Genomic DNA, 23,429 nt, shown 5'->3' with positions numbered 1-23,429 from the left:
CTGTGTAGTTTGAAATAAATCAATTTTAGGGGTTTGCGGGTAACCTTTGGTTGGATATTGTCGTTGTCCTGCATAATTAGTTGTTATTACATCTTGAATAGAATGAAAATCGGGGAGTACGGCATTTTTTTTGATATGATTAATAGGAATTGAAATTTACTAAATTAACCTGTTATGGCAGAAACTACGACATACATTACTGTACAACAAAAATATAGATCTTTATTAAAGTCATGTAAGAACTTGATTTCAACCGAGGATATTCGTCTCGTGCGAAAAGCTTTCGACACGGCAATAAGCAGCGAGGCAAATTTACGAGCGGTTACCGAGAAAGATATTCATCGTTTGCTGGATACCGGATTAATTATCACTTCCGAGATCGGGTTAGGGAGGACTTCTATTATTTGTTTGATGTTGCACCGGGCAATAGAGTCCGGAACGTTGAAATTGGAACAGATAAAAACGGCATTTGGAGAAAAGGTGGCTCAGATATTAGCCGGTTTACGGGATATAAGCCATATCTACGCTACTCACCGGGTGGTGGATTCCGAAAATTTCCGGAAATTACTACTGAGTTTTGCTGAAGATGTACGGGTGCAGTTGATTTTTCTGGCGGAAAAATTGTATGATTTACGACACGCCGAGACTTTACTTCCGGAACAACAACGGGAGTTAGCCCGGGAAACCAGTTATATCTACATTCCTTTTGCCCATCGTTTAGGTTTGTATAATATCAAATCGGAGATGGAGGACCTCGCTTTGCGTTACGGGGAGCCTGAGGTGTACAAGGAGATTTCTTTAAAGCTGGAAGGAACACGGGAGGCCCGTGAAAAATATATCAACGAGTTTATTGCCCCTATCGTGGAAGAATTCAATAACCGGGGAATTAAATTCAAGGTGAAATGGCGTACCAAGACGATTGCTTCGATCTTGAACAAGATGCGGAAGAAACAGGTGGAGTTCGAGGAAATCTATGACATATTCGCGGTTCGTTTTATACTGGATAGCAGGGGGCCGGAAGAGAAGGCCGATTGCTGGAGGGCATATTCGATCGTTGCCGACAAGTACACGCCTAACCCGCAGCGATTGCGGGATTGGATTTCAGTGCCTAAATCCAATGGTTATGAATCATTGCAGACCACCGTTCTCGGACCTAATAACCGATGGGTGGAAGTGCAGATTCGTACGGAACGGATGGATGAGATTGCAGAAAAAGGATTTGCGGCTCACTGGAAGTACAAGGGGGGAACGGCGGATAAGGCTATAGAGGAGTGGCTGACTGAATTACGCGAGATATTGGAGAGTTCGGAAGTCGGAGCCGTGGATATGCTGGACGATATTAAAATTAACCTGCAAGATAAGGAGGTACACGTGTTTACCCCGGCGGGTGATTTGAAGACTTTACCGGCGGGTGCGACGTTACTTGACTTTGCTTATGCTATCCACACGGACGTGGGATCCCGTTGTGTAGGAGGAAAGGTAAACCAACGTAACGAGACCTTGCGCTATGTGTTGAAGAACGGGGATCAGGTATCCATCCTAACTTCGAATAATCAACAGCCGAATGCCGACTGGCTGAATATTGCCACGACTTCGAAAGCTCGTAACAAGATTCGTCAGTTTCTCACCGAAGATTCTCGGGCTCAGGCCACGCTGGGTAAGGAAATGTTGGCTCGACGGTTTAAGAATTGGAAGTTAGAGTTGACGGACGAGGTGATTCATCGTTTGCAACAACATTATAAATACAAGTTTGCTATTGATCTTTACCAGGCGATTGCCGAGGAAAAGTTGGATATGGCGGAGATCAAGGAGTTCATTACTCGCCCGAAAGAGGAGGAACGTACGGTTACTACCCCAAGAGAAGAGGTGCAGGTTACCCCATCCCGCCCGATTAGTGAAGACGTGTTGTTGATCGACCGGAACGTGGATAACGTGGTGTACAAGTTCGCCCGTTGCTGTAACCCAGTATTCGGAGATGATATTCTGGGATTCGTTTCTATTGGTGAGGGGATCAAGATTCACCGAACCCAGTGTAAGAATGCTCTTGATTTGCAGCGTCGCTACCCGTACCGAATCGTGCAGGCGGCTTGGACGAATGCCGGGGCAACTTCTTACCAGACGGTGTTGAGTATCGTGGGACGTGAAGATGCAGGAATGGTGACCAAGATTACCGAGGTGATAGCGAAGGACCCGAAGATCACGTTACGGGGATTGTCCATTAATTCGAGTGAGGGATTATTTGACGGACAAATCACCGTGTTGGTTAGTGATACGGAACATTTGTCACAACTGATTTCCCGGTTGAAACGTATACAGGGTGTCATGCGGGTATATCGTCATGATTCTGTGAAAGAGTAGTTTTATGTTGATTTTTCATATATTTGTATAGTTCTAAATGATGGGTTAACACGTGATTGTAATATGTCGGAACAGGATGAGGTAAAATGGTTACAGGGATTAAGAGTTGGGGATGACCGGGCTTTTAAAGTCCTGTTTGAAAAGTATTATGCCTCACTCTGTGCATTTGCCACTAATTTCGTGAATGACCCGGACGTGGCGGAAGATATTGTACAGGAGATATTTTTCAAATTATACACGGATAAACCGACTTTTGATGTCGTGGTGGCCTTGAAATCTTATTTGTACCTGGTCACCAAGAATCAATGTCTGAATTATTTAAAACATGCTCGGATCGAGCAGGAGTATATGTCTTTCTTGAAGGAACGGGAAACAACGACATTCTTTTTTAACCAGATCGTGGAGCAGGAGTTACTGGCCTTGTTGTCAGAGGCTATTCAGGATTTACCGGAACAGACGGGGCAAGTGTTCCAACTGGTGATGGAAGGTTTCGATAATGCGGAAATTGCGGAGAAACTGAATCTCTCCATAGATTCGGTAAAGTCACATAAAAAGCGTGGAAAACAATTGTTGAAGAGTCGGTTAGGAGATATAACGGTTATCCTTTTATTCCTGTCGAATTGTTAAATTTACAAGAAAGTGTCATTCAAGTGACACTTTTTTTATACTTGATTGTTTTTAAGTCGTAAAAGAAATCAAGATGAAAGAAGCATTTGAAATAGCACGAATTATTCAGAAGAGTTTGAAAGGGCAACTTTCAGAATCAGAGGAAAGACAATTATCTGATTGGCGAAAGGTTTCTGGAGAGAATGAACGTGCTTTTCAACGAATGATTTCAGAAGATTTTTACACGGTTGGGATGGAGAAGTTGGAAACGTATGATTACCGGGTGGCCTACGGGCGTTTCTTGCAAAGGAAATACCAACAACGTCGTAAAAGAAAATTTCTGATAAACGTGGTTCGGGTAGCTGCTGTTGCGTTACCGTTTATAATTGCACTTGTTCTTTATGTCGGGTTGAATCGAGATGAAGAACAAACGTTACGTCCTTCTTTGGCAACAAATATCCTTCCGGGGACGAGTAAAGCCGTGTTGACACTGGCGAACGGACAAATGATTCCTTTAGGCAAGGAGGCTGCGGATAGTACGATTATAACGGATGGGACACAAATTAATGCTTCGGGGTCTGGGGTAACATACGCTAGTGGTGGAGAAAGTGAATCGATCGTTTATAATAAATTGGAAATCCCTCGCGGGGGAGAGTTTTGTTTGACACTTTCAGATGGAACAAGGGTGTGGTTGAACTCGGAAACTTCTATCCAGTATCCGGTAGCCTTCGGGGCAAAGGAACGGCGGGTTTTCGTGCAAGGAGAGGCTTATTTTGAAGTTGCGAAGGATGCGAAGAAACCTTTTACTGTACAGTTTATGAGTTCGTCGGTAACGGTGTTGGGAACTTCCTTTAATATCCGGGCCTATCCGGAAGAGAAACAGTCGCAAGCTACTCTTGCAGAAGGTTCCGTGAGAATATACAGCCCCGGTAGTTCAATGCTGTTGAAACCGGGAGAACAGGCGGAAGTGAACGCTTTGTCGGGAGAGATGGTAAAGAGGGAGGTTGAAGTAAAGAGTTTTACGAGTTGGAAAGACGGGCGTTTCGTGTTTGAACAACAACCGTTGGAAGATATAATGAGAACATTGGAACGATGGTACGATATTCGAGTGATATTTAAGGATGAGGGGGCGAAACGAATTTCTCTGTCGGGAAATATGAAGCGATATGGTGATTTCTCCCAAGTAATGAAAATGTTACAGATGACGGGAGATGTGCGATTTGAATTACATGGAAATGATGTATATATAACTACAGAGTGAAACCCTCGATGGCCACGAGGGAAGGCAAGTGTGTAAAACAAACTAAATTAATTAATTACATTATGAAGAAGAACCGCAATAAGTCTCTTCCGGGAGGTTTATGGTTAATAAAGAACCGATTAATGATGAGAATGACGATCGTTTTATTATTGTTTTCGTCATTCACGGCTGTGGCTCAGAATGTCACTGTGAAGATGAAGAATAGTTCATTTATCCAAGTTGCTAAAGAAATTCAAAAGCAAACGGAGTTGACTTTTTTGTATAATGATGCAAAAGTAGGTAATATTACGGGATTGAATCCTGATTTCACGAATGCGGATGTAAAGGCCGTGCTAGAGTATTGTTTAAAAAATTCAGGACTTACTTTCTCGATCGTGGATAACACTGTGGTCGTTAGTCCAGTGAAATCAACTAACCAACAGCAAGAGAATAAACTTACGGTGGCAGGTAAGATCACGGATCAACAAGGTCTGCCTCTTCCGGGAGTGAATATTATTATCAAAGGAACCACGCTAGGATTCGTGTCAGACGTGGAAGGAAAGTTCACGGCGATTTGTTCACGGGGTGATTCTTTGCTTTTCTCGATGGTCGGTTTCGAGATGCAAACCGTGGCAATTAATAGCGATTCCCCTTTAAACATCAAAATGAAGGAGGCCACGGAGGCATTGGATGAGGTTGTCGTTGTTTCAACAGGTTACACTCGTCTGCCGAAAGAGCGTGCCACCGGTTCATTTAGCGTGGTTACAGCTAAAGAATTGGAAAAACGTCCTAGTCCGAATATCATGAATCGTTTGGAAGGTGTTGTTCCGGGGGTTTACGTGGATGTCAAGAATTCGGATATGACTTTTTTATATGGTTCTGATCGTTCCGATGGTTACGTGGATGAACAAACTAATATTTCCATGAATATTCGAGGGAAAAGTTCTCTTTTGAACACAACAAGACCACTACTTGTTGTAGATGGCTTCCCAACGGATATGGAAATGAAGAATATAAATCCCAACGACGTTGAATCAATTACTTTCTTGAAAGATGCCGCAGCTGCCTCTATTTGGGGCGTACGTGCAGCGAATGGCGTGATTGTTATTGAGACAAAGAAAGGGAAAAAAGGTAAAGGAGGAACAACCGTAAATTTCGGAATGAATGTAGCGACTTCCGGTTCTCCTCGCTTTAATACATTACCAATTATGAATTCTGCGGAAATGATTGATTACGAGAAGGAAATGGTGGAGAAGGGGTATATCACGAGACCCGTGAATTCAGCGTATTCGGCAGGAGCTCCGATTTCACAAGCAGCCAAATTGATTTTGGACGCGAAGGAAGGGCTTATTAATCAAGCTGATGCGGATGCCGTATTGAATGAACTGGCCAGTCGGGAGGCCTATCGTGACGTGAAAAAGTATTTATTACAACCCTCTTTTTCACAGCAGTACAATTTATCTTTTAGTGGAGCATCTGACCAGATGTCTTACTTCCTTTCTGCATCTTATGCAAACGAGAGATCTAACATGAAAGGGGAAGAAGGTGATCGTTTCACGTTGACTTCCAATATGAATTTTAAAATATTGAATTGGGCTACCTTGACCACAGGATTGAGGGCCTCATTCTTTAATATTAAAAATAATGCTTTAGGACTTTCCATGATGCAGGCATCCGGAGGTCTAATATTATTACCATATAACCAATTTGTAGATGAGAATGGTAATCGAGTAGATTACTATAAGACGTACAATGAAGACTTTGTAACGGAAAAAGAAGCATTGGGATATAAAAATTGGAAGTATAATTATTTGGATGAACTGGATAACAAAGATGAGACCCGTAAAGAGCAGACTTTCGCGATGACTGTGGGATTGAATATTCCAATTCCGGGAGTAAAAGGGTTGTCATTAGACGGGCAATTCATGTTTGAAAGGAAGAATACCAAGAATCGTACTTTTGCTAACGAGAATACGTTCGAGGCCAGAGATCTTTATAACTTAGCCACGACTTATGATGCAAACACGGGTACGTTAACGAATAATCTTCCATGGGGAGGTATCTTGAAGGTGAACAATGGTAATTCCCAGAATTACAGTATTCGTGGGCAGATTAATTATGATGGAATTATTGATGAAATCCATCAGATTACGGCATTAGCAGGTATGGAGATTCGTGAAACAAGAGATTGGGCGAATGGGGCTAGGTATTATGGTTATAACGAGAAGACATTAATTGCCGGTAGCGGTAGCCAGTTGCCGAATCCTTATATAAATATTTGGGGATATAATAGTTACTTGACAGATGCTAGTCCGGAAACTGATTATCAACGGCGATTCCTGTCTTATTATGGAAACCTGTCTTATACCTTGATGAATAAATACGTGTTGTCGGGAAGTGTGCGTTATGATGATTACAATAATTTCGGTGTCGATCGAAAATACCGGGCAACTCCGATGTGGTCAACCGGATTTTCATGGCATATTGGTCGAGAGGATTTTATCACGAATAATGTCGGATGGTTGAATCAATTGACATTTAGAATGACTTATGGGTATAACGGGAATATAGATCAAAGTCAGTATCCTTTCACGAACATATCGTTATCCACGAGTAATGATGGATTTACCCAATTGCCTTCATCCAGTATCACTTCTGCAGCGAACCCATCTATTCGCTGGGAAAAAACAGGCGTGTTGAATTTCGGGTTGGATTTTGCAGTATTGAATCACCGTCTTTCCGGTTCTATCGAGATATATCGCAAGTATTCGAGAGATTTGTTCGCAGAGTACACGATAAACCCGATATTTGGAGCGAACGCTTCCAGGCTGTTCACACTTACTCGGAATGCGGCTAAAGTGGATGGAAAAGGTGTGGATATAGCTTTGAACGGAACGATTGTGCAGAAAAGCGATTTTAATTATAGGGCTAGCTTAACCTTCTCTTATAACACGAATGAAGTAAAATCTTCTCCTTATGAATTGTATTCCAGTTTTGCAGCTAATGGTGCGGGAAGTGGCCGTATGTTAGAGGGATATAATATGAATAACTTCTGGGCTACTCGCTGGGCCGGTTTGGATGAAAAAGGAGATGCTTTGGTGTATAATGCAGATGGAGAAATCATAAAATCTACGGAAAATATTACGAATGATGATTTGGTGTATATGGGAACATTGACACCGAAGTACTTTGGTGGATTTTTTAATACGTTCACTTATAAAGGATTGTCTCTTTACGTGGGGATCACCTATAAGTTAGGGTATATTTTCCAGAAACCGACGATTTCACAACAGCCTGCAAGTAGATACGGTGGAGCTAATTATGAAATTAATGAAGATATGGCAAAACGTTGGAGAGAGGCAGGTGATGAGGCTAAAACCGATGTACCCCGTTTGGGAACGGATAACAATAGTTTTCAACGGTATAGAGGTGCTGATATTCATGTCCAAAAAGGAGATCATATCCGTTTGAAAGAAATATCATTGACTTATGAACTCCCGTCTAAATGGATAAATAAAATCATGCTTGGTAGTGCTAATATCGGGTTTACTGCAACAAACTTGGGTTTGATCTGGAAAAAGAATAATGTCGGTATAGATCCTGATTTTATTCCGAACACGAGAGATTTGCGGATGGCGCCGACACCCTCTTATAACTTCTCGTTAAATCTTAATTTCTAAAACGTGATAGATATGAACAAGAAAATATTTAGTATAATTATAGGACTTTCCTGTTGTTTCTCCGCTTGTTCCGATTGGGTGGATGTCAAGACTAAAGGATCATTGGTTCCGGAGGAGACGGAAAATTACCGTTACCTGATGAATAACACGGAAAATTACCGTTGGACGCTTTCTTACCATGATGTGGCATCGGATGATATTGATATTTCTGATCCAGCTCAACAAGAGGCGATCTATGAAACGAATAAATTTATCCCGGTATATACTTGGGCTGACGAAATTTATAGCCAGTCTGAAAATGATGATGAGATGAATAAAGTGTACCAGGTTATCTATAATTGTAACGTGGTGATTGATGAGGTGATGGATAGTAAGAACGGGACAAACGAGGAAAAATTGGAAATTCGGGCTGAGGCACTTGTACATAGAGCCGAGGCGTATTTGACGTTAGTGAACGTGTATGGTGTTCCGTATAATGCTGCAACGGCATCCACGGATCAAGGAGTCCCCTTGTTAACTACCCCTCGTGTAGAAGGATCTCTGCCACGTGCATCTGTCGAAAAAGTGTACGAGCAGATTTTTAAAGATTTGGATGATGCTTTCGAATATTTGCCCGATGTGGCAGAATTTAATTTCTATCCGGGTAAATGTGCTATTTATGCGTTGCGAGCAAGAGCCTACCTGTTGATGGGTAATTACACGGAGGCGAAAAAGAACGCTCAAGAGGCGCTTAAATTGAAGAATACGTTGGAAAACCTGAATGACTATGTTGATCTGGCGAGTACAGAGGAAAGTGAGAGAAGGAAAAATTACGTGGAAACATTGAAAGATAAGGAAGTTATTTTTGCTAAAATGCCCGTAACTACATTCTCCATGGAGTCATATTCCACGGCTGGCCTTGTGTTAAGTGATAATCTATTGAATACTTTTGATCAGGAAAAAGATTTGCGTTATTTTTATTTTACTCGTTCCATGATAGATGATTTAGGAATGACTTATTCCGGTCGGGTGTATTTTAAGGACAATTATTATCCTTATGACTGGAAAAAGAACGAGGGACGTAACATGGGACCTTGTGTTCCAGAAATGATGCTAATTGAGGCAGAATGTTGGGCTCGCGAGGGAAACACGACGGAATCCATGAATATCGTGAATAAATTGAGAGAGTATCGTTACGTTGCAGGCGAGGACTATTCGTTGAGTGCAGCGACAGCTAAAGAGGCTTTAGGAAATGTATTACAGGAGCGTCGTAGAGAATTAACGTGTCATGGTTTACGTTGGATGGATCAACGTCGTTTGGCAAATGATCCGGATTTTCCGACACAGACGGTAACTCGGGTATTCAAGGGAACGACTTATACATTAGAACCCGGAGCCGTGCGATATACTTTCCCGATGGGAGAAAAATATTTGGAAGAAAATCCGGAGATCGGACAAATAAAATAAAAGAGTTCGTAAGGTTCATAAAGTTATAAGGTACTTTATAAACTTTGTGAACCTTACAAGCTTTATAAATTAATAAATCGTATTGTATGAAAAAAATCACGTTGTTAGGAAGTATCATTGTACTTCTGTTATTTTCTTGTGTGGCTAATGCGCAGGATCGCAGACCTTTTCACATCATTCCATTGGTGCCGGTTGCCGGTCAGGATGTGAAGTTCACGTATGACAATTCGTTGACGACTCTGGCTGACGAAGAAACGGTCTACGGAACGGTTTATTACTGGGAGAATTTGCGTTGGAGGGCAGAGGATTTGAAATTGGTGAAGAATGATACGGCATGGGAAGCAACCTGTCGAGTGCCTGAAAATTGTGCGTTGGTATCATGTAAATTTTATGCGGGGGACAAAAAGGATACAGGGGGACGTTCTACTTACACGACAATGACCTTTAACAAGAACAGGCAGAATTTACCGACGGCTTACATGGCGTGGGGAATGTTGCGGAACAAGACGTTGGAGTCTTTACCGGGGTATTGTGAAGAGGATGCGTATATTGATGATGAAGTTATGCGTTTTTGGCTGAACCAACAGCTTTTGAAAGATCCCGAAGCTAGGAAATATGTGTTCTACTATGCGGCAAAATTGTTGAATAAAATGATGCCGGGAGAGAAACACGAACAGATGTTGGGTGACGTGGATTTTATACTGAACTTACCGGATGCGGATGAAGAGACGTTGTTGAAGGCACTTGAAGTCGCTAAGAATATCGTGAAAGACAGTACGAAAGCGGCGGCAGTGGAAGCTCGGATTTTGAAAGATTACCCGAATGGGATTTTGGCTAGGGATCAAGAGATCTGGCGAATCTTCAGAATTATGGATGCTGATGCGAAAGCTCCTGAATTAGATGCTTTTCTGAAACGTTTCCCGACGGAAAAGTTTCAAGATATAGAAACGGAAACGTCATCAATGTATCTGGGTAAGATCTTTCAAGCGGTAGTTTATCAACCAATTATCAAGAAGAATGATTATAGTTTGTTGTATAAATATATTCACGATGTTCCTCATCTTTATTTACTGACTTTCTACTGGCACATGGTACAAGTACCGTTAAACACGAATCAGAGAACACCGGAACAGGTGTTACCTTTTGCCAAAGCTATTTATAACGAGGTGATGACTCGTCCTCAAGTAGGTGCAGATCGAGTATATTCTGAACGGGAGTGGAAAGATTATCTGATCACGAGGGGGAAAGATATGATTCTGAAACATGCGTTCGTGTTGGATGCTACCGGTTCTTCTGCCGAGGCACTGGAGTTGATGGAAGAAATTAAAGGGAAATATAATTTTAAATCGGCAGAATATAACAATCAATATGTTCATTTATTGGAGAAGAATGGCTATCAATCGATGGTAATTCCCACGATCGTGGCTAGTGTACGGGAAGATGCGGTTACTCCCGAAATGTTGGAAATCTTGCGGAAAGATTACGTGAAACAACATAAAAACGATAAAGATTTTGAGGCTTATGTCAGTTCGTTGAAATCACAAGAGAAACAACAAGAATTGCAAAAACATTTGCAGGAGACGATGATTAACAAGGATATTGAGCTTTTTGCCATGGAAGATCTGGATGGTAAAAAGGTTGATCTTTCAAAGATGAAGGGGAAAATTATCGTGTTGGATTTCTGGGCTACTTGGTGCTCTCCTTGTAAAGCCTCTTTGCCGGGAATGCAGATGGCTGTAAATAAATACAAGAATGATCCGAACGTGGTGTTTTTCTTTATTTCCACGATGGAGACGGCGGCTGATTTTAAAGAACAGATTCGGAAATTCATGAAGGAGCATAACTACACGTTGAAGGTACTTTGTGATAACGTGAACCCGAAAACGAAAAAGCAATCGGCTGTTTATGATACTTATTCAAAGGCATTTAAGTTCTCTGGTATTCCTCATAAAATGATTATTGACGGGAACGGAAAATTGCGTTGGAGCATTAACGGTTATATGGGAAGTCCTTCGGCTTTGGCAGAGGAAATGAACCTTATGATAGAGATGTTGAAAGCGGAATAATCGGCAAGATTCATTCGATGGGTTAGGATTTAGAACAGGGTGAATGAATCCCTGTCTAAATCCTAATTTTATGTCCTTAATCTAACCGTTTTCAAACTCTGATAATACCCTGTTAATGGCTTACAGACGAGATATAGCCGAGTTAAAGCTGAGATAAAGCCGAGTTCATGTCCTCTTTGTTTTTGGGAGGTATGTTTTTTGTTTCTTTTGTTTTTACTGATATTCAGATCTTCTGGGGATTTAAACCCTTGTAATTGAAAAGGAGCTGTCCAAAAAGTCATTTTATTTCAAAAAACTCCTCCGTCACGTGCCTTCTCCTCTATAAACAGAGAATAAGCTGTCGACTGTAAGTATTTCAGCTCTCCCTCTGTTTATAGAGGGAGTACGGCGAAGCCGGGAGGGAGTTTGAAAAATGACTTTTTGGACAGCCCATTTTATTCTGTCTATGGTCTGATTATTTTATTTTCGGTCTTTTTGTACATTTTCTTGTAACCAATCCCCCATGATTTGCAGGGCTTCTTCTGAAAACACGTCTTCCAGATCGGGAATTTCTTCCCGGGTACACTCTTTACAGCGCTGGAACATGTGGTTCAGGCCGGGGAGTTCCACGATCTTGTATTGTGTGTTTCCGCCTTTATCCAGTAATTGCTTGATGGATTCCAAGTTTTCTTTGGCGGGAACCATGATGTCTTTGTCCCCGTTTAATGCCAGCACGGGTTTACGGATGCGGGGGATATAATTTTCCGGATCATAATTGATCATCTCCCTGTACCAACGTCCTTGTGCCTGATGCAGGTAACGACTGAAAAACATTTCGTCTCTCCCGTCATTAAAATTGACAGCTTTCAGTGTGGCCTCATCTTGTTGGGCTACCCATTGGTCGAAGACTTGTCGTAAGGGTATGTCTAAGGGTTGTTCCAAGGGGACGGAGTGTACTTTGTCGAATAGCGTGTTGAAAAGGCTCATAAACTGATCCACCCGTTCCGGGGTCATTCCGGGGGTCGTACGCAAGATTGCGTCATTTTGTAATTTCAATATTTGTAAGCCATCAACACCCACACCTGCCAGAGAAATAACAAATGACACGTCCGGGGAGTCAGCTCCCAGCATGAGTGCCACTTGTCCGCCTTCGCTATGTCCGATGACCCCGATGTGCTTGGTGTCTGTTTCCGGGCGTTGTTTCAAGTAATTGATTCCGGCTTGGGCATCCCGTGCAAAATCGCTCGTCGTGGCCTCCTCGTATATCCCGTTGGTTTTTCCGGTTCCCCGGTCATCGGCTCGTAGTACGATAAAGCCTTGTCGGGTGAGGTAGTCCGCTATTTTGAAAAAGGGCTTGTGGCCGGAAAAGGTTCCGTCCCGGTCTTGTTTCCCGGTTCCGGATATAATAATGGCAGCCGGAAAAGGGCCTTTACCTTGTGGGATCGTTAGCGTGCCTGCAACTTGTATCGAATCACATGACACGTAGGTGACTTCTTCGGAACGATAAGGATAAGGTGGGCGTGGGTTTTGTGCAAAATAGACCGGTTGGAGGCTATCGACTTTACCGAGAGCGAATTCCCGAGTCTTCCCGTAGGTGGTTACTTCGGCTTGAATGGAGTCTTTGCCGGAATGGAAGGAACCTTCAAAGCGGATGTTCTCCCGGTTGAAGATGGCAAGGATACTTTCGTCTGAAAGTACGAGCGTGTCGGCTTTTGCTTTGTCAATCCATTGTTCAGGAAGTGACAGGAAGGCTTGAGATGTTCCTTCTGGTGTGGTCTCTAACTCGATGAAAACTCGTTTACTACCGGATTGTCCTTGCCAAGCATGAGGCGAAGAGGTGCATCCGATTAGCGTGACGGAAGATAACAGTGCGATTGTTTTAAGGTGTAACATACAGTTTTAATTTTAGTTTTCCCTCAAAACATCCAACCGCCTGAAAAGTGTCACTTATTTTCGAATTTCTTACTGGATCTTCATTTTCAATCCTCCATTTTCAATTGTTTCAGCGTGATGACCGTGATCTCCGGCCATGCACCGAAACGCAGGGGCATCAGTCCGATATATCCCAACCCGACGTTGACGTACAAACCTTGTTTGCCTTCCATGTAGAGTCCACTCCATTCCGGATACATGAACCGGGACGGGGAAAGTCGTCCGACGGCAAATTGCATGGCGTGTGTGTGGCCTGCCAGCATGAGGTCGATGTCCGTGTCGAGTACTTCCCGGCGCCAGTGCGTGGGATTGTGGCTTAACAATAGTTTGAAAGCGCATTGTTCCGTGCCTTTCATGGCTTTGGGGAGGTCACTGTATTGAGAGAATGGAGGTTCCCCGTTATTTTCCACGCCGATTAAGGCGATGCTGTCCGCAGCACGTTTCAAAATCACGTGATCATTGTTTAATAATTGCCAACCCATGGCGGCCTGCTTGTCTTGTATATCTCGGATATTCTGATCCCGGGCCTCGGTGGTAGGCCAGTTGTGGTAAGGACCGTAGTCGTGATTTCCGAGAATGGAGAACACGCCATCCGGGGCTTTCAGTTGTGCCAGAATGTTTTCGAATGGTTCCAGTTCCGTGGCTTTCGTGTTGACGATGTCACCTGTGAAAACAATTAAATCGGTTTGCTGGGCGTTGATCCGGTCCACGGCTTTTTGCAGGGCTGCTCGGTCTCCGTTCCAACTACCCGTGTGTATGTCGGAAATCTGGGCGATACGATACCCATCGAAAGCCGTAGGGAGGTTCGGGGAGGTGAAAGTGACCTGTTTCACGTCAAATCGTGTTTTACCCCATATCGCCCCGTAGAGAACCATGATCATCATGCAAGCTCCCAGTACGACTCCCAGCCAGCTAAAAGGCTGGATTTGCCATTTGAGTAAGTATTTTAACGGTAAATCAAGCAGCGAGCAAACCATGAAGATCGTTTTCGGCAGGACTATGGTCATGTAGGCGATTGTGAACGTACCGATGAGGCTTTGTATGGCCAGCGCATCCCTAGAGGATAGTAAAATCCAGACGAGCGTGAACACTAGGAGCACGGAAGGGAGAAACCACAGCCAACCGAACGGGCTACCGCCTGTTGATCTGGTGATATACAATTTGTAGATATAGATATCCGGAATGATGAGTAACAAAAAGAGATAGATGGATAGTTTTCCAAGCATATTTTCTATTTTTATATAAGTGATGTTGTCGTGTCGTTTGTTTCTTTATTTAACAAAGTTATCATTTCTTTTCACGTGGTTGTCGTGTACAAGATTTTTTATCTTTCTTTGGGGAATCTTTGAGATATTGTTTGTGTTCAAGGAGGAGCTTGTCAACTTAATCTTAATTCTTTGTTCCGATTGGATGAAATTAGGATGAAAGGATAAAATATTTTTGATGATGGGGAATTTTGCGGGAGATGAAAAGGGAATAAATGATGTATGTAAATATAATTACTGCGTTATGATTAAAAGTGTTATGATATAATTTCAACGAAATTCGGTTGAAGAATTTCGTAAAGAGGCGGAGGTTGGAATGTTAAATGCCGGGAGATGGGATAAATAATTTTGTTCTTTTGTGGTTTATATTAAAGAAATCTCTACCTTTGTCTTGTCAATTCGAAAAATAATAAAGAAAGTGTATAGCACATGAAGGAATAAGCCTCCGGAAGTGTGTATACACTTTTTTTTATTAAATTCGAGTTGACATTCCATTTAATGATCCGGAGGCTTTTTTGGAAAACGTTTTTTGAAAGATATAGTTACATGTAAATGTAATATTTTGAATTCTAATTTGTCGACGAGGGTGAAAGTACCGTGATGGGAAATCATCCTTTTTTTGTATTTCTTCACTTTAAGAAAAATTTAAAACGTTTGAGTTTTGCAACCATGAAGATTCGTCTTATATTTGTTAACGAAAAATAGTGCGTGATCTTTCAATGATCTTTTATTATTCACATGATTAAAACAATTACACATGAGAAAAACAGTATTGGTTATTTTTAGTTGCTTTCTCTCCCTGTTGTTTGTTCCGAAGACTTACGGGCAAGGACAGGATAAGTTGCTGGGACTTCTGAAAGAAGAGTTGGCACAACAGATGAAAGAACTAAAGGGTGAAGAATTTCCCCCGTATCACATGAATTACAGGGTGATTGATGTGACCTCTTCCGTGGTATCGGCTTCTTTCGGGGCGCTGATGAACAGTCAGCAATATCGTTCCCGGACGTTAGTTCCGCAGATTCGGTTAGGGGATGAGAAACTCGATAATTTTAGATTTAATCAAATGGGATCGGCCATGTCCCGTTTCCAAGGACCTTCCGTGGCTCGTTTACCATTGGATGAAGAAAATAATGAAGATGCCGTTCGTCAGGCTATCTGGGACGAGGTAAACAATCGTTACAAGTTTGCCGTGGATATGTACCAGAAAACGAAGGCTGAAAGCTCTGTAAACGTGGAAGAGGAAGATAAGGCTCCTTATTTTTCGGAAGCGAAGGTGGAAAAATATTACGAGGCTCCGCTTCCTGCTGAAAAAATGACGATTGATATGGATCAGTGGGCAGCCCGGATGAAAGAGATTTCAGCCGTGTTCAAAAACCAACCGGGAATTATGAAAGGGGATGCGATCATGATCTACACGGTGGAGAGACGTTATTTCGTGAATAACGAGGGGACGGAAGTCGTGCAGAATCTACCGTACGCCCGCATCATGGTGTTCGGGGAAACAAAAGCCGATGATGGGATGGAATTGCCGTTGAACTTGTCTTATTTTGCTTATGATCCGGCAGATCTTCCCGCCAATGATAAGATTATTGCTGATGCCAAGGAAATGGTGAAAACATTGGAGGCTTTGCGTGTGGCTCCGGTGGTTGATCCCTACACGGGACCGGCCTTGTTATCCGGTCCTGCCAGTGGTGTCTTCTTTCACGAGATTTTCGGTCACCGGATCGAGGGACAACGTATGAAGAGTGAGAATGACGGGCAGACGTTCAAGAAAATGATCGGCCAATTCGTGTTGCCGGAGGGGATGCACGTGTATGATGATCCGACACTTCGGCAATATGCGGGAGAGGATTTGAACGGATTTTATAAATATGATGATCAGGGTGTGAAAGCCGAACGGGTGGATGTCGTGGTGAACGGTAAGTTGAATGACTTCCTGATGACTCGTACCCCGATCGACGGCCATCCTCGCACGAACGGACACGCCCGTGCCAGCGATGGGTTTGACCCTGTTTCGCGCCAGTCTAACTTGGTGATCGAGACTTCTAACCCGAAAACTCCCGAAGAATTACGCCAGTTATTGATTGAAGAGGTAAAGAAACAAGGTAAAGAATACGGTTATTTCTTCAAGGAGGTGACGAGTGGATTTACCTTCACCGGTAAAGGTGGTACCAATTCCTTCAACGTGACCCCGCTGGAGGTGTACAAAGTATTTGCTGACGGTCGTCCGGATCAGTTGGTTCGTGGCGTGGATTTGATTGGAACCCCGCTTTCCATGTTCTCTAATATTATATATGCCGGAAATGATGCCCGCGTGTTCACGGGAATGTGTGGTGCTGAATCGGGTTCAATTCCTGTAACGGCTATTTCCCCGACTATCTTGGTGAATAAGGTAGAGACACAAAGAAAAGCGAAATCTCAAGATATTTTACCGATTTTACCGGCTCCGGGAACGAAATAAAGATGTGGAAATTATAAAATTAGAAAGATGAGATATATATTATCACTATTAATATTTTTCCTGCTGGTAGGGCCAGTGGTGGCACAGAATGAGCAAGATCAAGTGATCTTCAAGGCGATGCAGGATGAATTACAAAGAAATAAAGCTGAATTGGCATTGCCGGGAATGGATAAACCGTTTTATTTGTCGTATTCTTTAGGTCGGTTCCGTCAGTTTGAAGTTGTCGGGGAGCTAGGAGCGATCACGAATTCACTGGAATTGCCGTGGAGAGGGGTAGGCTCGTCTCAGTTGTTGCTGGGTGATTATAATAACACGAACGATACTCGTTTCGTGGGACAATTCATGAAGGTAGGGATGCCGGCCGAGGCGGATTATGACATGATTCGTCGTAATTTTTGGTTGGTATCCGATGCGGCTTACAAGATGGCGTTGCGTGAAGCTGCTGCCAAAGAAGCGGCCTTGAAGTCAAACCCGCAAACTCCGGAGGAGGCTCAATTGCCAGACTTGGTGAAGGCAGAACCGATCACGAAGATCGTGGAAAGTAAGGTTCCCTATGAAATTGATATAAAGAAATGGGAAAACACGATTCGTGAACTTTCCGCGATATTCAAGAATTACAAGGAAATTTACAATTCATCCGTGGGTATTAGCGGTTTGGATATGGAAGTTTACAAACAGACGAGCGAGGACGTGACCATGAAACAACCGGTTACCTATGCGAATCTGTTTGCACAGGGATATGTAACCACGGAAGACGGGGTACGGATCGGGGATGCGCTTTCTATTTTGGTTGCTCGCCCGCAGGATATGCCTTCTTTGGAAGATTTGAAAAAGAAAGTAACTGCTTTTGCTGAAAATCTGATGAAGTTGAGAAATGCCCCGGTGGTTGAAGAATTCTATTCCGGGCCGGTTCTTTTTGAAGACGGGGCTTCTTCCAGTATCTTCGTGAACAACCTGTTGAATCAAGGGGGATTATTTGCTTATCGTAAGCCGATTGGTCAGGCGGGAGGCAGAACGTTGGAAGGTCGTATCGGGAGAAAGATTATTGACAACCGTTTGACCGTGAAAAATTACACTAGCTTGGAGAAATACGATGGGACCCCGTTGTTAGGTGCTTACGAGATTGACGCGGAAGGTGTTATTCCAGAAAAGGAGATGACGCTGGTTGACAAGGGGATCTTGCGCCAAATGTTGAATGGTCGGGTACCTTCTTTGAAAACTCAGCACTCCACGGGTAGCTCTCGTTTTGTGATGACCGGAAGTGATATAGTTTATGCCACGGCCCCGGGAACTATTCATATCCAAGTAGATAAGGGAACGAAACAGGACAAGATGAAAAAAGCATTAATCAAGGCTGCCAAGGATGAAGGATTGGATTATGCTTACATCGTGCGCAGTATTGCCGGACCGGCATCCCGTATTTACAAGGTTGACGTGAAAGATGGTAGTGAAACGCAGGTTCGTTTCGGTGATGTTTCTGCCATTAATCTGGCGAAGATCAAACGGGTACTGGACATTTCAAGTAAAGAAAACGTGTCTAACTACATCCTGAATCGTCAAGTGCTTTCTTCTTTGATTTATCCGGCCTCGGTTTTGATCGAGGACGTGGAAATCAACAAGTCTGAACCGAAGAAAGAGAAAGAACCGGTGTTGAAATTCCCGTTGCAGAGATAATGTAGCCGAGTGGCTAATTTTATAAACTTTACAAACTAGGGGTATGTCGAGAAAGACATACCCCTAGTTTGTAAAGTTCACTGGGAATGAATACCTTTGTTCAGTAGGTTGGTTGTTACTTTTTTAAGATAATAGGTATGACATTTGAAAATATACGTCTGGTGGCCCGTTACGAGCGAAACCTGATCATAAGAAATAAGTTGTTTTGGATATTCGCTTGTTGTGTAGTTGTGGGAATTTCTCTTTCGCACTGGCTATGGCAAGGCGATTCATTAGGTGGGCTTAGGTGGTTAAACAGGGCTTTGCCTTCGTTTATTCCTTTTTGGAATGCTTGGTTTTATAATTTGGTGCAAGGGATTATCGTGATTTTTATCGGTATCGATTTCGTGTGGCGAGATCGACGTTTGGAGACAAATGCCGTGTTCTCTGCCCGTCCGGTGACTAATTTGGCTTATCAAACGGGAAAGGTGTTGGGGATCGTGGAGGTTTGCCTCGTGCTGAACTTGATAACGATGGGATTAGGGATGATTTTCCATATCTTGTTCGGGGAACCGGAAACTTTTCAGTTGAAGATTTATTTTGTTTACCTGTTCGTGATGACCTTGCCCACGCTGTTTTTCGTGTTGGGAGTAGCTTTAATCGTGGCTAATCGGGTAAAGAATCATGCTTTGGCAGTATTGGTATTGTTGGCTGTATTTGCTGCCTTTTATTTCGGGACCACGGATTTATTGTGGGGTACCGTTGACCCATGGGGGCGTGCATTGCCGCTTTTGTTCTCGGATGTGACGGGAATGACCCGTCCGGAGTGGGTTGTTTTACAACGGGGAATGTTTGTTCTTCTGGGGTTGGGACTTGTTGTGCTGGCTATGGGAATGATGCCGCGTTTATCGGAACGGGCAGGTGTTACATGGAAAGTTAGGGCCGGGGGATGGACATTCTTGCTGATCGGCATCTTGTTCGGAGGGGCTTATTACAGTATATTTCACGAGCTAAATAATCGAAGAGACTTGTACCGGGAGGTATTCGAAAAGTACGCCGAAGTGAAAGGGGGACACGTTAAGGCGCATAATATCTATTTTCGTCAAGAAGGGGATAAAATAACGGGGGAGAGTGATCTGGTGGTGGCAAACGTGGGAGGACGACCCTTAGTTCGCCCGGTGCTTTACTTGAATCCGGGATTAGAGGTAACGGCCTTGACAGGCGGGCAAGGGGAGAACTTGCCTTATACCCGGGAATCCCAAGCCATCCTTTTGGAGAGAGCGTTACAACCCGGTGAAGAAATCCTTTTACACGTGGTTTACGAGGGAAAGATTGATGAGGCGATTTGTTTCCCGGATTTCACGGACGAGGAGTTTCATGATACCCGCTTGATGAGCTTTTTCCGGACGTATCATTCGATGTTCCGTCATGGGAGGTGTTTTGCTCGTGTCGGGGATGATTACACGTTGCTTTTCCCGGAATGTTTGTGGTATCCGGTTGCCGTTCCCCCGGTAAACGTGAACGCCCCGTTGGCTCGTCAGTATGATTTTACCCGTTATCGATTAAAAGTCGGGGATGTCGGGAAACGAGTGGCTATCTCGCAAGGAGAGATGGAGATGAGCGGGGATACTACGGTCTTTAGAAATCGGGAGCCATTGCCTTCTCTAAGTCTGACTATCGGGGAGTACGAACGGAGGAGTATCGTGTTGGATTCCTTGACGTTCGAGTTGTATCATTTTTCCGGACATGACTTTTTCATGCGGGATTACACGAGTCTGAAAGATTCTGCCGACTTCCTTGTGGAAGAGCCGATAAGTACAATACTAGCGATAAAAGGGGGTGATTATCCGTTTGACAAATTGACCGTGGTAGAGGCTCCGGTGAATTTCGTTCCTCGTCTATATAAAGGATTTGCGGGAAGTCAATTTGTACAGCCGGAACTCTTGTTTTATCCGGAGCGGATGTATTTGGGGTATTATGCGCACGTGGGATTCTGGCCGGGAGATGACGATGAAAGGACACGTTTTGAGTTAGAGGTGGATGCATTTCGTAATATGTTGGAGGTAAACCTGCTCACGGGTATTTTTGATTGTTCGGCCCTGTTCGGTGATTTCGGTGGGGTTCTGCAATCGGAAGAATACCCGGGTTTTGGTGGTATCGTGAATGATTTGGCCAAGGTTGACTTTTCTAACGGGCCGATGATTTACTTGGGGGATGAGCTGGGCTATTCCGAAATCGTTACTTATTGGAATGGAAAATCCATGCGAGAAGCTTTCGTGGACAAGGAGACGAAAGGCAATCAGTTGCAGGAGTTACTAAAGAGAAAATATACCTTGATAGAGAAACATTTGCAGGCACTGGTCGGGGAAAGGGAATTATTCCAATTTATGAAACAATTCAAGCAACGTTATTTGTTTATGGCTCCTGATTTCGAGGTGCTTGAGCGGGAGTTTAACGCTCGTTTTCACGTGAATCTTCGGGAGATACTGGATTATTATTACGAGGGGAAAGAGTTGCCGGCATTGTTTGTTCAAGATTTGAAAGTGGAGTTGTATGAAAAGGACGAGGAAGCTAGGCATATCGGTAGCTGTAAAATATATAATCCTACTTCTGCGCCGGCAGTCGTGACGTTGAGCGTGGCGACGTATTCCATGGGAGATAACGAGATGGGATCCGGGCGACGTAGCTATTTAATCCCGGGACATAGTTGTAAGGAGATTCGGGCCGATCTCGGTACGCTTGAGGCTTTTTCATTGGAAATGAGCCTAAGCCAGAATCTTCCCGGTGAGCGTTTATTGGAATGGACTTCATCAAAAGACTTGACACGAACGAAAGATGGGAAAACGGGTATTTGGGATGTGGATAGCACCATTTTTACCCGGAAGGTTCCGGGAATGATCGTGAATGCCGAGGACCCCGGTTTTGTGATTCATGAGAAAAAGCGGAAAGGGAAATTGGCCGCTTATTTCTCAACAGGTGAGAACGGGAAAAAGTATAGTTACGTGTATGACCACGAGCATTGGACTTTGACCACGGATAGCCATTGTTACGGGGATATCGTGAAGAGTGCTTATTATAAAATTGCCGGAACAGGGAAATCTAAGGTGGAGTGGAAAGTGAACGTGGAAAATCCCGGGAAGTACGAGGTTTTGGTTTATGTCCCGGACGTGGAGGCGACAGCGGCCCGTAAGGTTTTTATCGGGGGAGCGAGACTTTTTTATCAGGTGACATCCGCGGGGGACGTCACGGACGTGGAAGTGTTGTTGGATAACGAGGAACCGGGATGGATCTCTTTGGGGAAATATGATTTTGATCGTGGTGAGTATAGCGTGTTTTTGAGTGACCGGGGTGGTGATTCTTTGACGTGGGAGAATGATGGCACTTACGCGTGGGAACGTGACGCCGTGCAGTTGATTTTTGCCAATGCCGTGAAATGGATTCCCGTTAATGAATAGAAATGTGATGTTCTTTAATAGATAGCAAGAGGGAAATGGTGCTTGTCAACTTTTTGGCATCCACGGGTTTCATGATATAGGCATTACACCCGCACGAGTAAGCTGTTTGTTTGTCCTGTTCATAAGCGTATGCGCTAACGACAATGATCGGAATGTCATGATCTATTTCTCGAATGGTTTGCATGGCTGTGAGCCCGTCCATATGGGGCATTTTTATATCCATTAAGATTGCATCGGGAGGAAAATTCTTGAATAGTTGGATGGCTTCAATTCCATCATGTGCATGAATGATCTGGTAATCTCGCTTTAATAAAGCGAATAAAAGCAAGTAGTTACTTTCATCATCTTCTGCAATAAGAATTATAGGGCGTTTCTCTGGTTCCATAAGGTGTTTAACGCTATTCGTGTTGTAATTTTGTACTCGCAATAAATGAACGTTTATTATATCTCATTTATTGAGCTGCCAATAAAATGCGGATTGTTAATTTTTATCTTGCTTTTCATTTGATCATGAGAAATTTAAAAAATAAGCAACGTAGCTGATATGAAGTAAAAAATACTTATATTTGTACATTCAATAAACGTTCGTTTAATGATATGATTTCCATGTCAGAAATTGTATCTATTTTACTCCAATTTTCTGGTGATTCATTATTTTTGTATGGAAGTAAAATCGTGTAGATATGAAGGCCAAGATAAATAAGACGAATGCTGTTCGTTTGCTAGATAAAGCGAAGATTGACTACGAGTTAATTCCTTACGAGGTGGATGAAAATGATCTGGCCGCGGCTCACGTGGCGGCACAGTTGGGGGAGAATATCGAACAGGTGTTCAAAACGTTAGTACTGCATGGGGATCGGGGTGGTTACTTTGTTTGTGTTATTCCGGGTGATCATGAACTGGATTTAAAAGTGGCGGCTAAAGCGTCCGGGAACAAGAAAGCGGATTTGATTCCGATGAAGGAATTATTGCCTATTACCGGGTACATCCGGGGAGGTTGCTCGCCTATCGGGATGAAAAAAGAGTTCCCCACGTTTATTCATGAAAGTTGTTTAAAGTTCGAATACATTTATATCAGTGCGGGTGTTCGGGGATTACAAATCCGGCTAAACCCAAAAGATTTAATCACTTATACCCGGGCGACGCTGATAAGTTAAAAGGGACTATCTTGGTGATTACACGTAAGATAATGGACGTGATTCCCGAAGTAGAATAGTAACTCAGCTCTCCCTCTGTTTATAGAGGGAGTACCCGAAGGGGGAGGGAGTTATTGTAAATAAGTCGTTTA

At 43.3% G+C, this 23,429-nt stretch carries 13 protein-coding genes; 10 read left to right on the top strand and 3 right to left on the bottom strand.

Going from position 1 to position 23,429, the window contains the following annotated elements:
• The first annotated feature begins 174 nt into the window (after nt 1–174).
• From QVC79_RS09795 to QVC79_RS09770, 6 genes are all read left to right on the top strand, one after another.
• Nucleotides 175–2,358: a RelA/SpoT family protein gene (locus QVC79_RS09795; protein WP_270593051.1), complete on the top strand. Its 2,184-nt coding sequence runs from the start codon at nt 175–177 to the stop codon at nt 2,356–2,358.
• Between the two features lie 63 nt (nt 2,359–2,421).
• Complete coding sequence (locus QVC79_RS09790) at nt 2,422–2,985, top strand: RNA polymerase sigma factor (protein ID WP_124317201.1); 564 nt, start codon at nt 2,422–2,424, stop codon at nt 2,983–2,985.
• 73 nt (nt 2,986–3,058) lie between these two features.
• Nucleotides 3,059–4,225 carry a FecR family protein gene (locus tag QVC79_RS09785; RefSeq protein ID WP_124317202.1) on the top strand — a complete coding sequence of 389 codons (1,167 nt, stop codon included), beginning with the start codon at nt 3,059–3,061 and terminating at the stop codon, nt 4,223–4,225.
• Nucleotides 4,226–4,287: 62 nt separating this feature from the next.
• On the top strand, nt 4,288–7,884 hold the full coding sequence (locus QVC79_RS09780) for a SusC/RagA family TonB-linked outer membrane protein (protein ID WP_270593054.1): 3,597 nt from the start codon (nt 4,288–4,290) through the stop codon (nt 7,882–7,884).
• A gap of 12 nt (nt 7,885–7,896) precedes the next feature.
• On the top strand, nt 7,897–9,330 hold the full coding sequence (locus tag QVC79_RS09775; RefSeq protein ID WP_270593056.1) for a RagB/SusD family nutrient uptake outer membrane protein: 1,434 nt from the start codon (nt 7,897–7,899) through the stop codon (nt 9,328–9,330).
• A gap of 86 nt (nt 9,331–9,416) precedes the next feature.
• Nucleotides 9,417–11,396 carry a TlpA family protein disulfide reductase gene (locus tag QVC79_RS09770; RefSeq protein ID WP_270593058.1) on the top strand — a complete coding sequence of 660 codons (1,980 nt, stop codon included), beginning with the start codon at nt 9,417–9,419 and terminating at the stop codon, nt 11,394–11,396.
• A gap of 459 nt (nt 11,397–11,855) precedes the next feature.
• Here the strand turns inward: QVC79_RS09770 and QVC79_RS09765 are convergent, their stop codons facing one another.
• Nucleotides 11,856–13,268: an alpha/beta hydrolase family protein gene (locus tag QVC79_RS09765; protein ID WP_270593059.1), complete on the bottom strand. Its 1,413-nt coding sequence runs from the start codon at nt 13,266–13,268 to the stop codon at nt 11,856–11,858.
• Nucleotides 13,269–13,354: 86 nt separating this feature from the next.
• Entirely contained in the window at nt 13,355–14,533 is a 1,179-nt protein-coding gene (locus QVC79_RS09760) for a metallophosphoesterase (RefSeq protein WP_270593060.1), read from the bottom strand.
• Nucleotides 14,534–15,329: 796 nt separating this feature from the next.
• On the opposite strand from QVC79_RS09760, the gene QVC79_RS09755 reads away from it, so the two are divergent.
• The 3 genes from QVC79_RS09755 to QVC79_RS09745 all read left to right on the top strand — a co-directional run bounded on the left by QVC79_RS09755 (nt 15,330) and on the right by QVC79_RS09745 (nt 22,141).
• The gene (locus tag QVC79_RS09755) at nt 15,330–17,033 is read left to right on the top strand and encodes a TldD/PmbA family protein (protein ID WP_124318333.1); all 1,704 of its coding nucleotides are present in this window, start codon (nt 15,330–15,332) and stop codon (nt 17,031–17,033) included.
• A 27-nt stretch (nt 17,034–17,060) separates the two neighbouring features.
• Nucleotides 17,061–18,707 (top strand): metallopeptidase TldD-related protein, encoded by a 1,647-nt coding sequence (locus QVC79_RS09750; RefSeq protein WP_270593063.1) that lies wholly within the window; start codon nt 17,061–17,063, stop codon nt 18,705–18,707.
• Between the two features lie 137 nt (nt 18,708–18,844).
• A complete protein-coding gene (locus QVC79_RS09745) occupies nt 18,845–22,141 on the top strand; it encodes a golvesin C-terminal-like domain-containing protein (protein WP_270593065.1) in 3,297 nt (1,098 codons plus the stop codon).
• Here the strand turns inward: QVC79_RS09745 and QVC79_RS09740 are convergent.
• Nucleotides 22,131–22,526, bottom strand: a complete 396-nt coding sequence (locus tag QVC79_RS09740) for a response regulator (protein ID WP_087422123.1) — start codon at nt 22,524–22,526, stop codon at nt 22,131–22,133. The genes QVC79_RS09745 and QVC79_RS09740 overlap by 11 nt on opposite strands.
• A gap of 298 nt (nt 22,527–22,824) precedes the next feature.
• Between QVC79_RS09740 and ybaK the strand changes: the two genes are divergently transcribed.
• Complete coding sequence (gene ybaK / locus QVC79_RS09735; RefSeq protein WP_027199809.1) at nt 22,825–23,298, top strand: Cys-tRNA(Pro) deacylase; 474 nt, start codon at nt 22,825–22,827, stop codon at nt 23,296–23,298.
• Nucleotides 23,299–23,429 lie beyond the last annotated feature (131 nt).

This window comes from Butyricimonas sp., from assembly GCF_019423355.1.
GTDB classification, from domain to species: domain Bacteria; phylum Bacteroidota; class Bacteroidia; order Bacteroidales; family Marinifilaceae; genus Butyricimonas; species Butyricimonas faecihominis.
The sequence above is the reverse complement of the archived record's forward strand: the minus strand, read 5'-3'. Positions and strand labels throughout refer to the sequence as shown.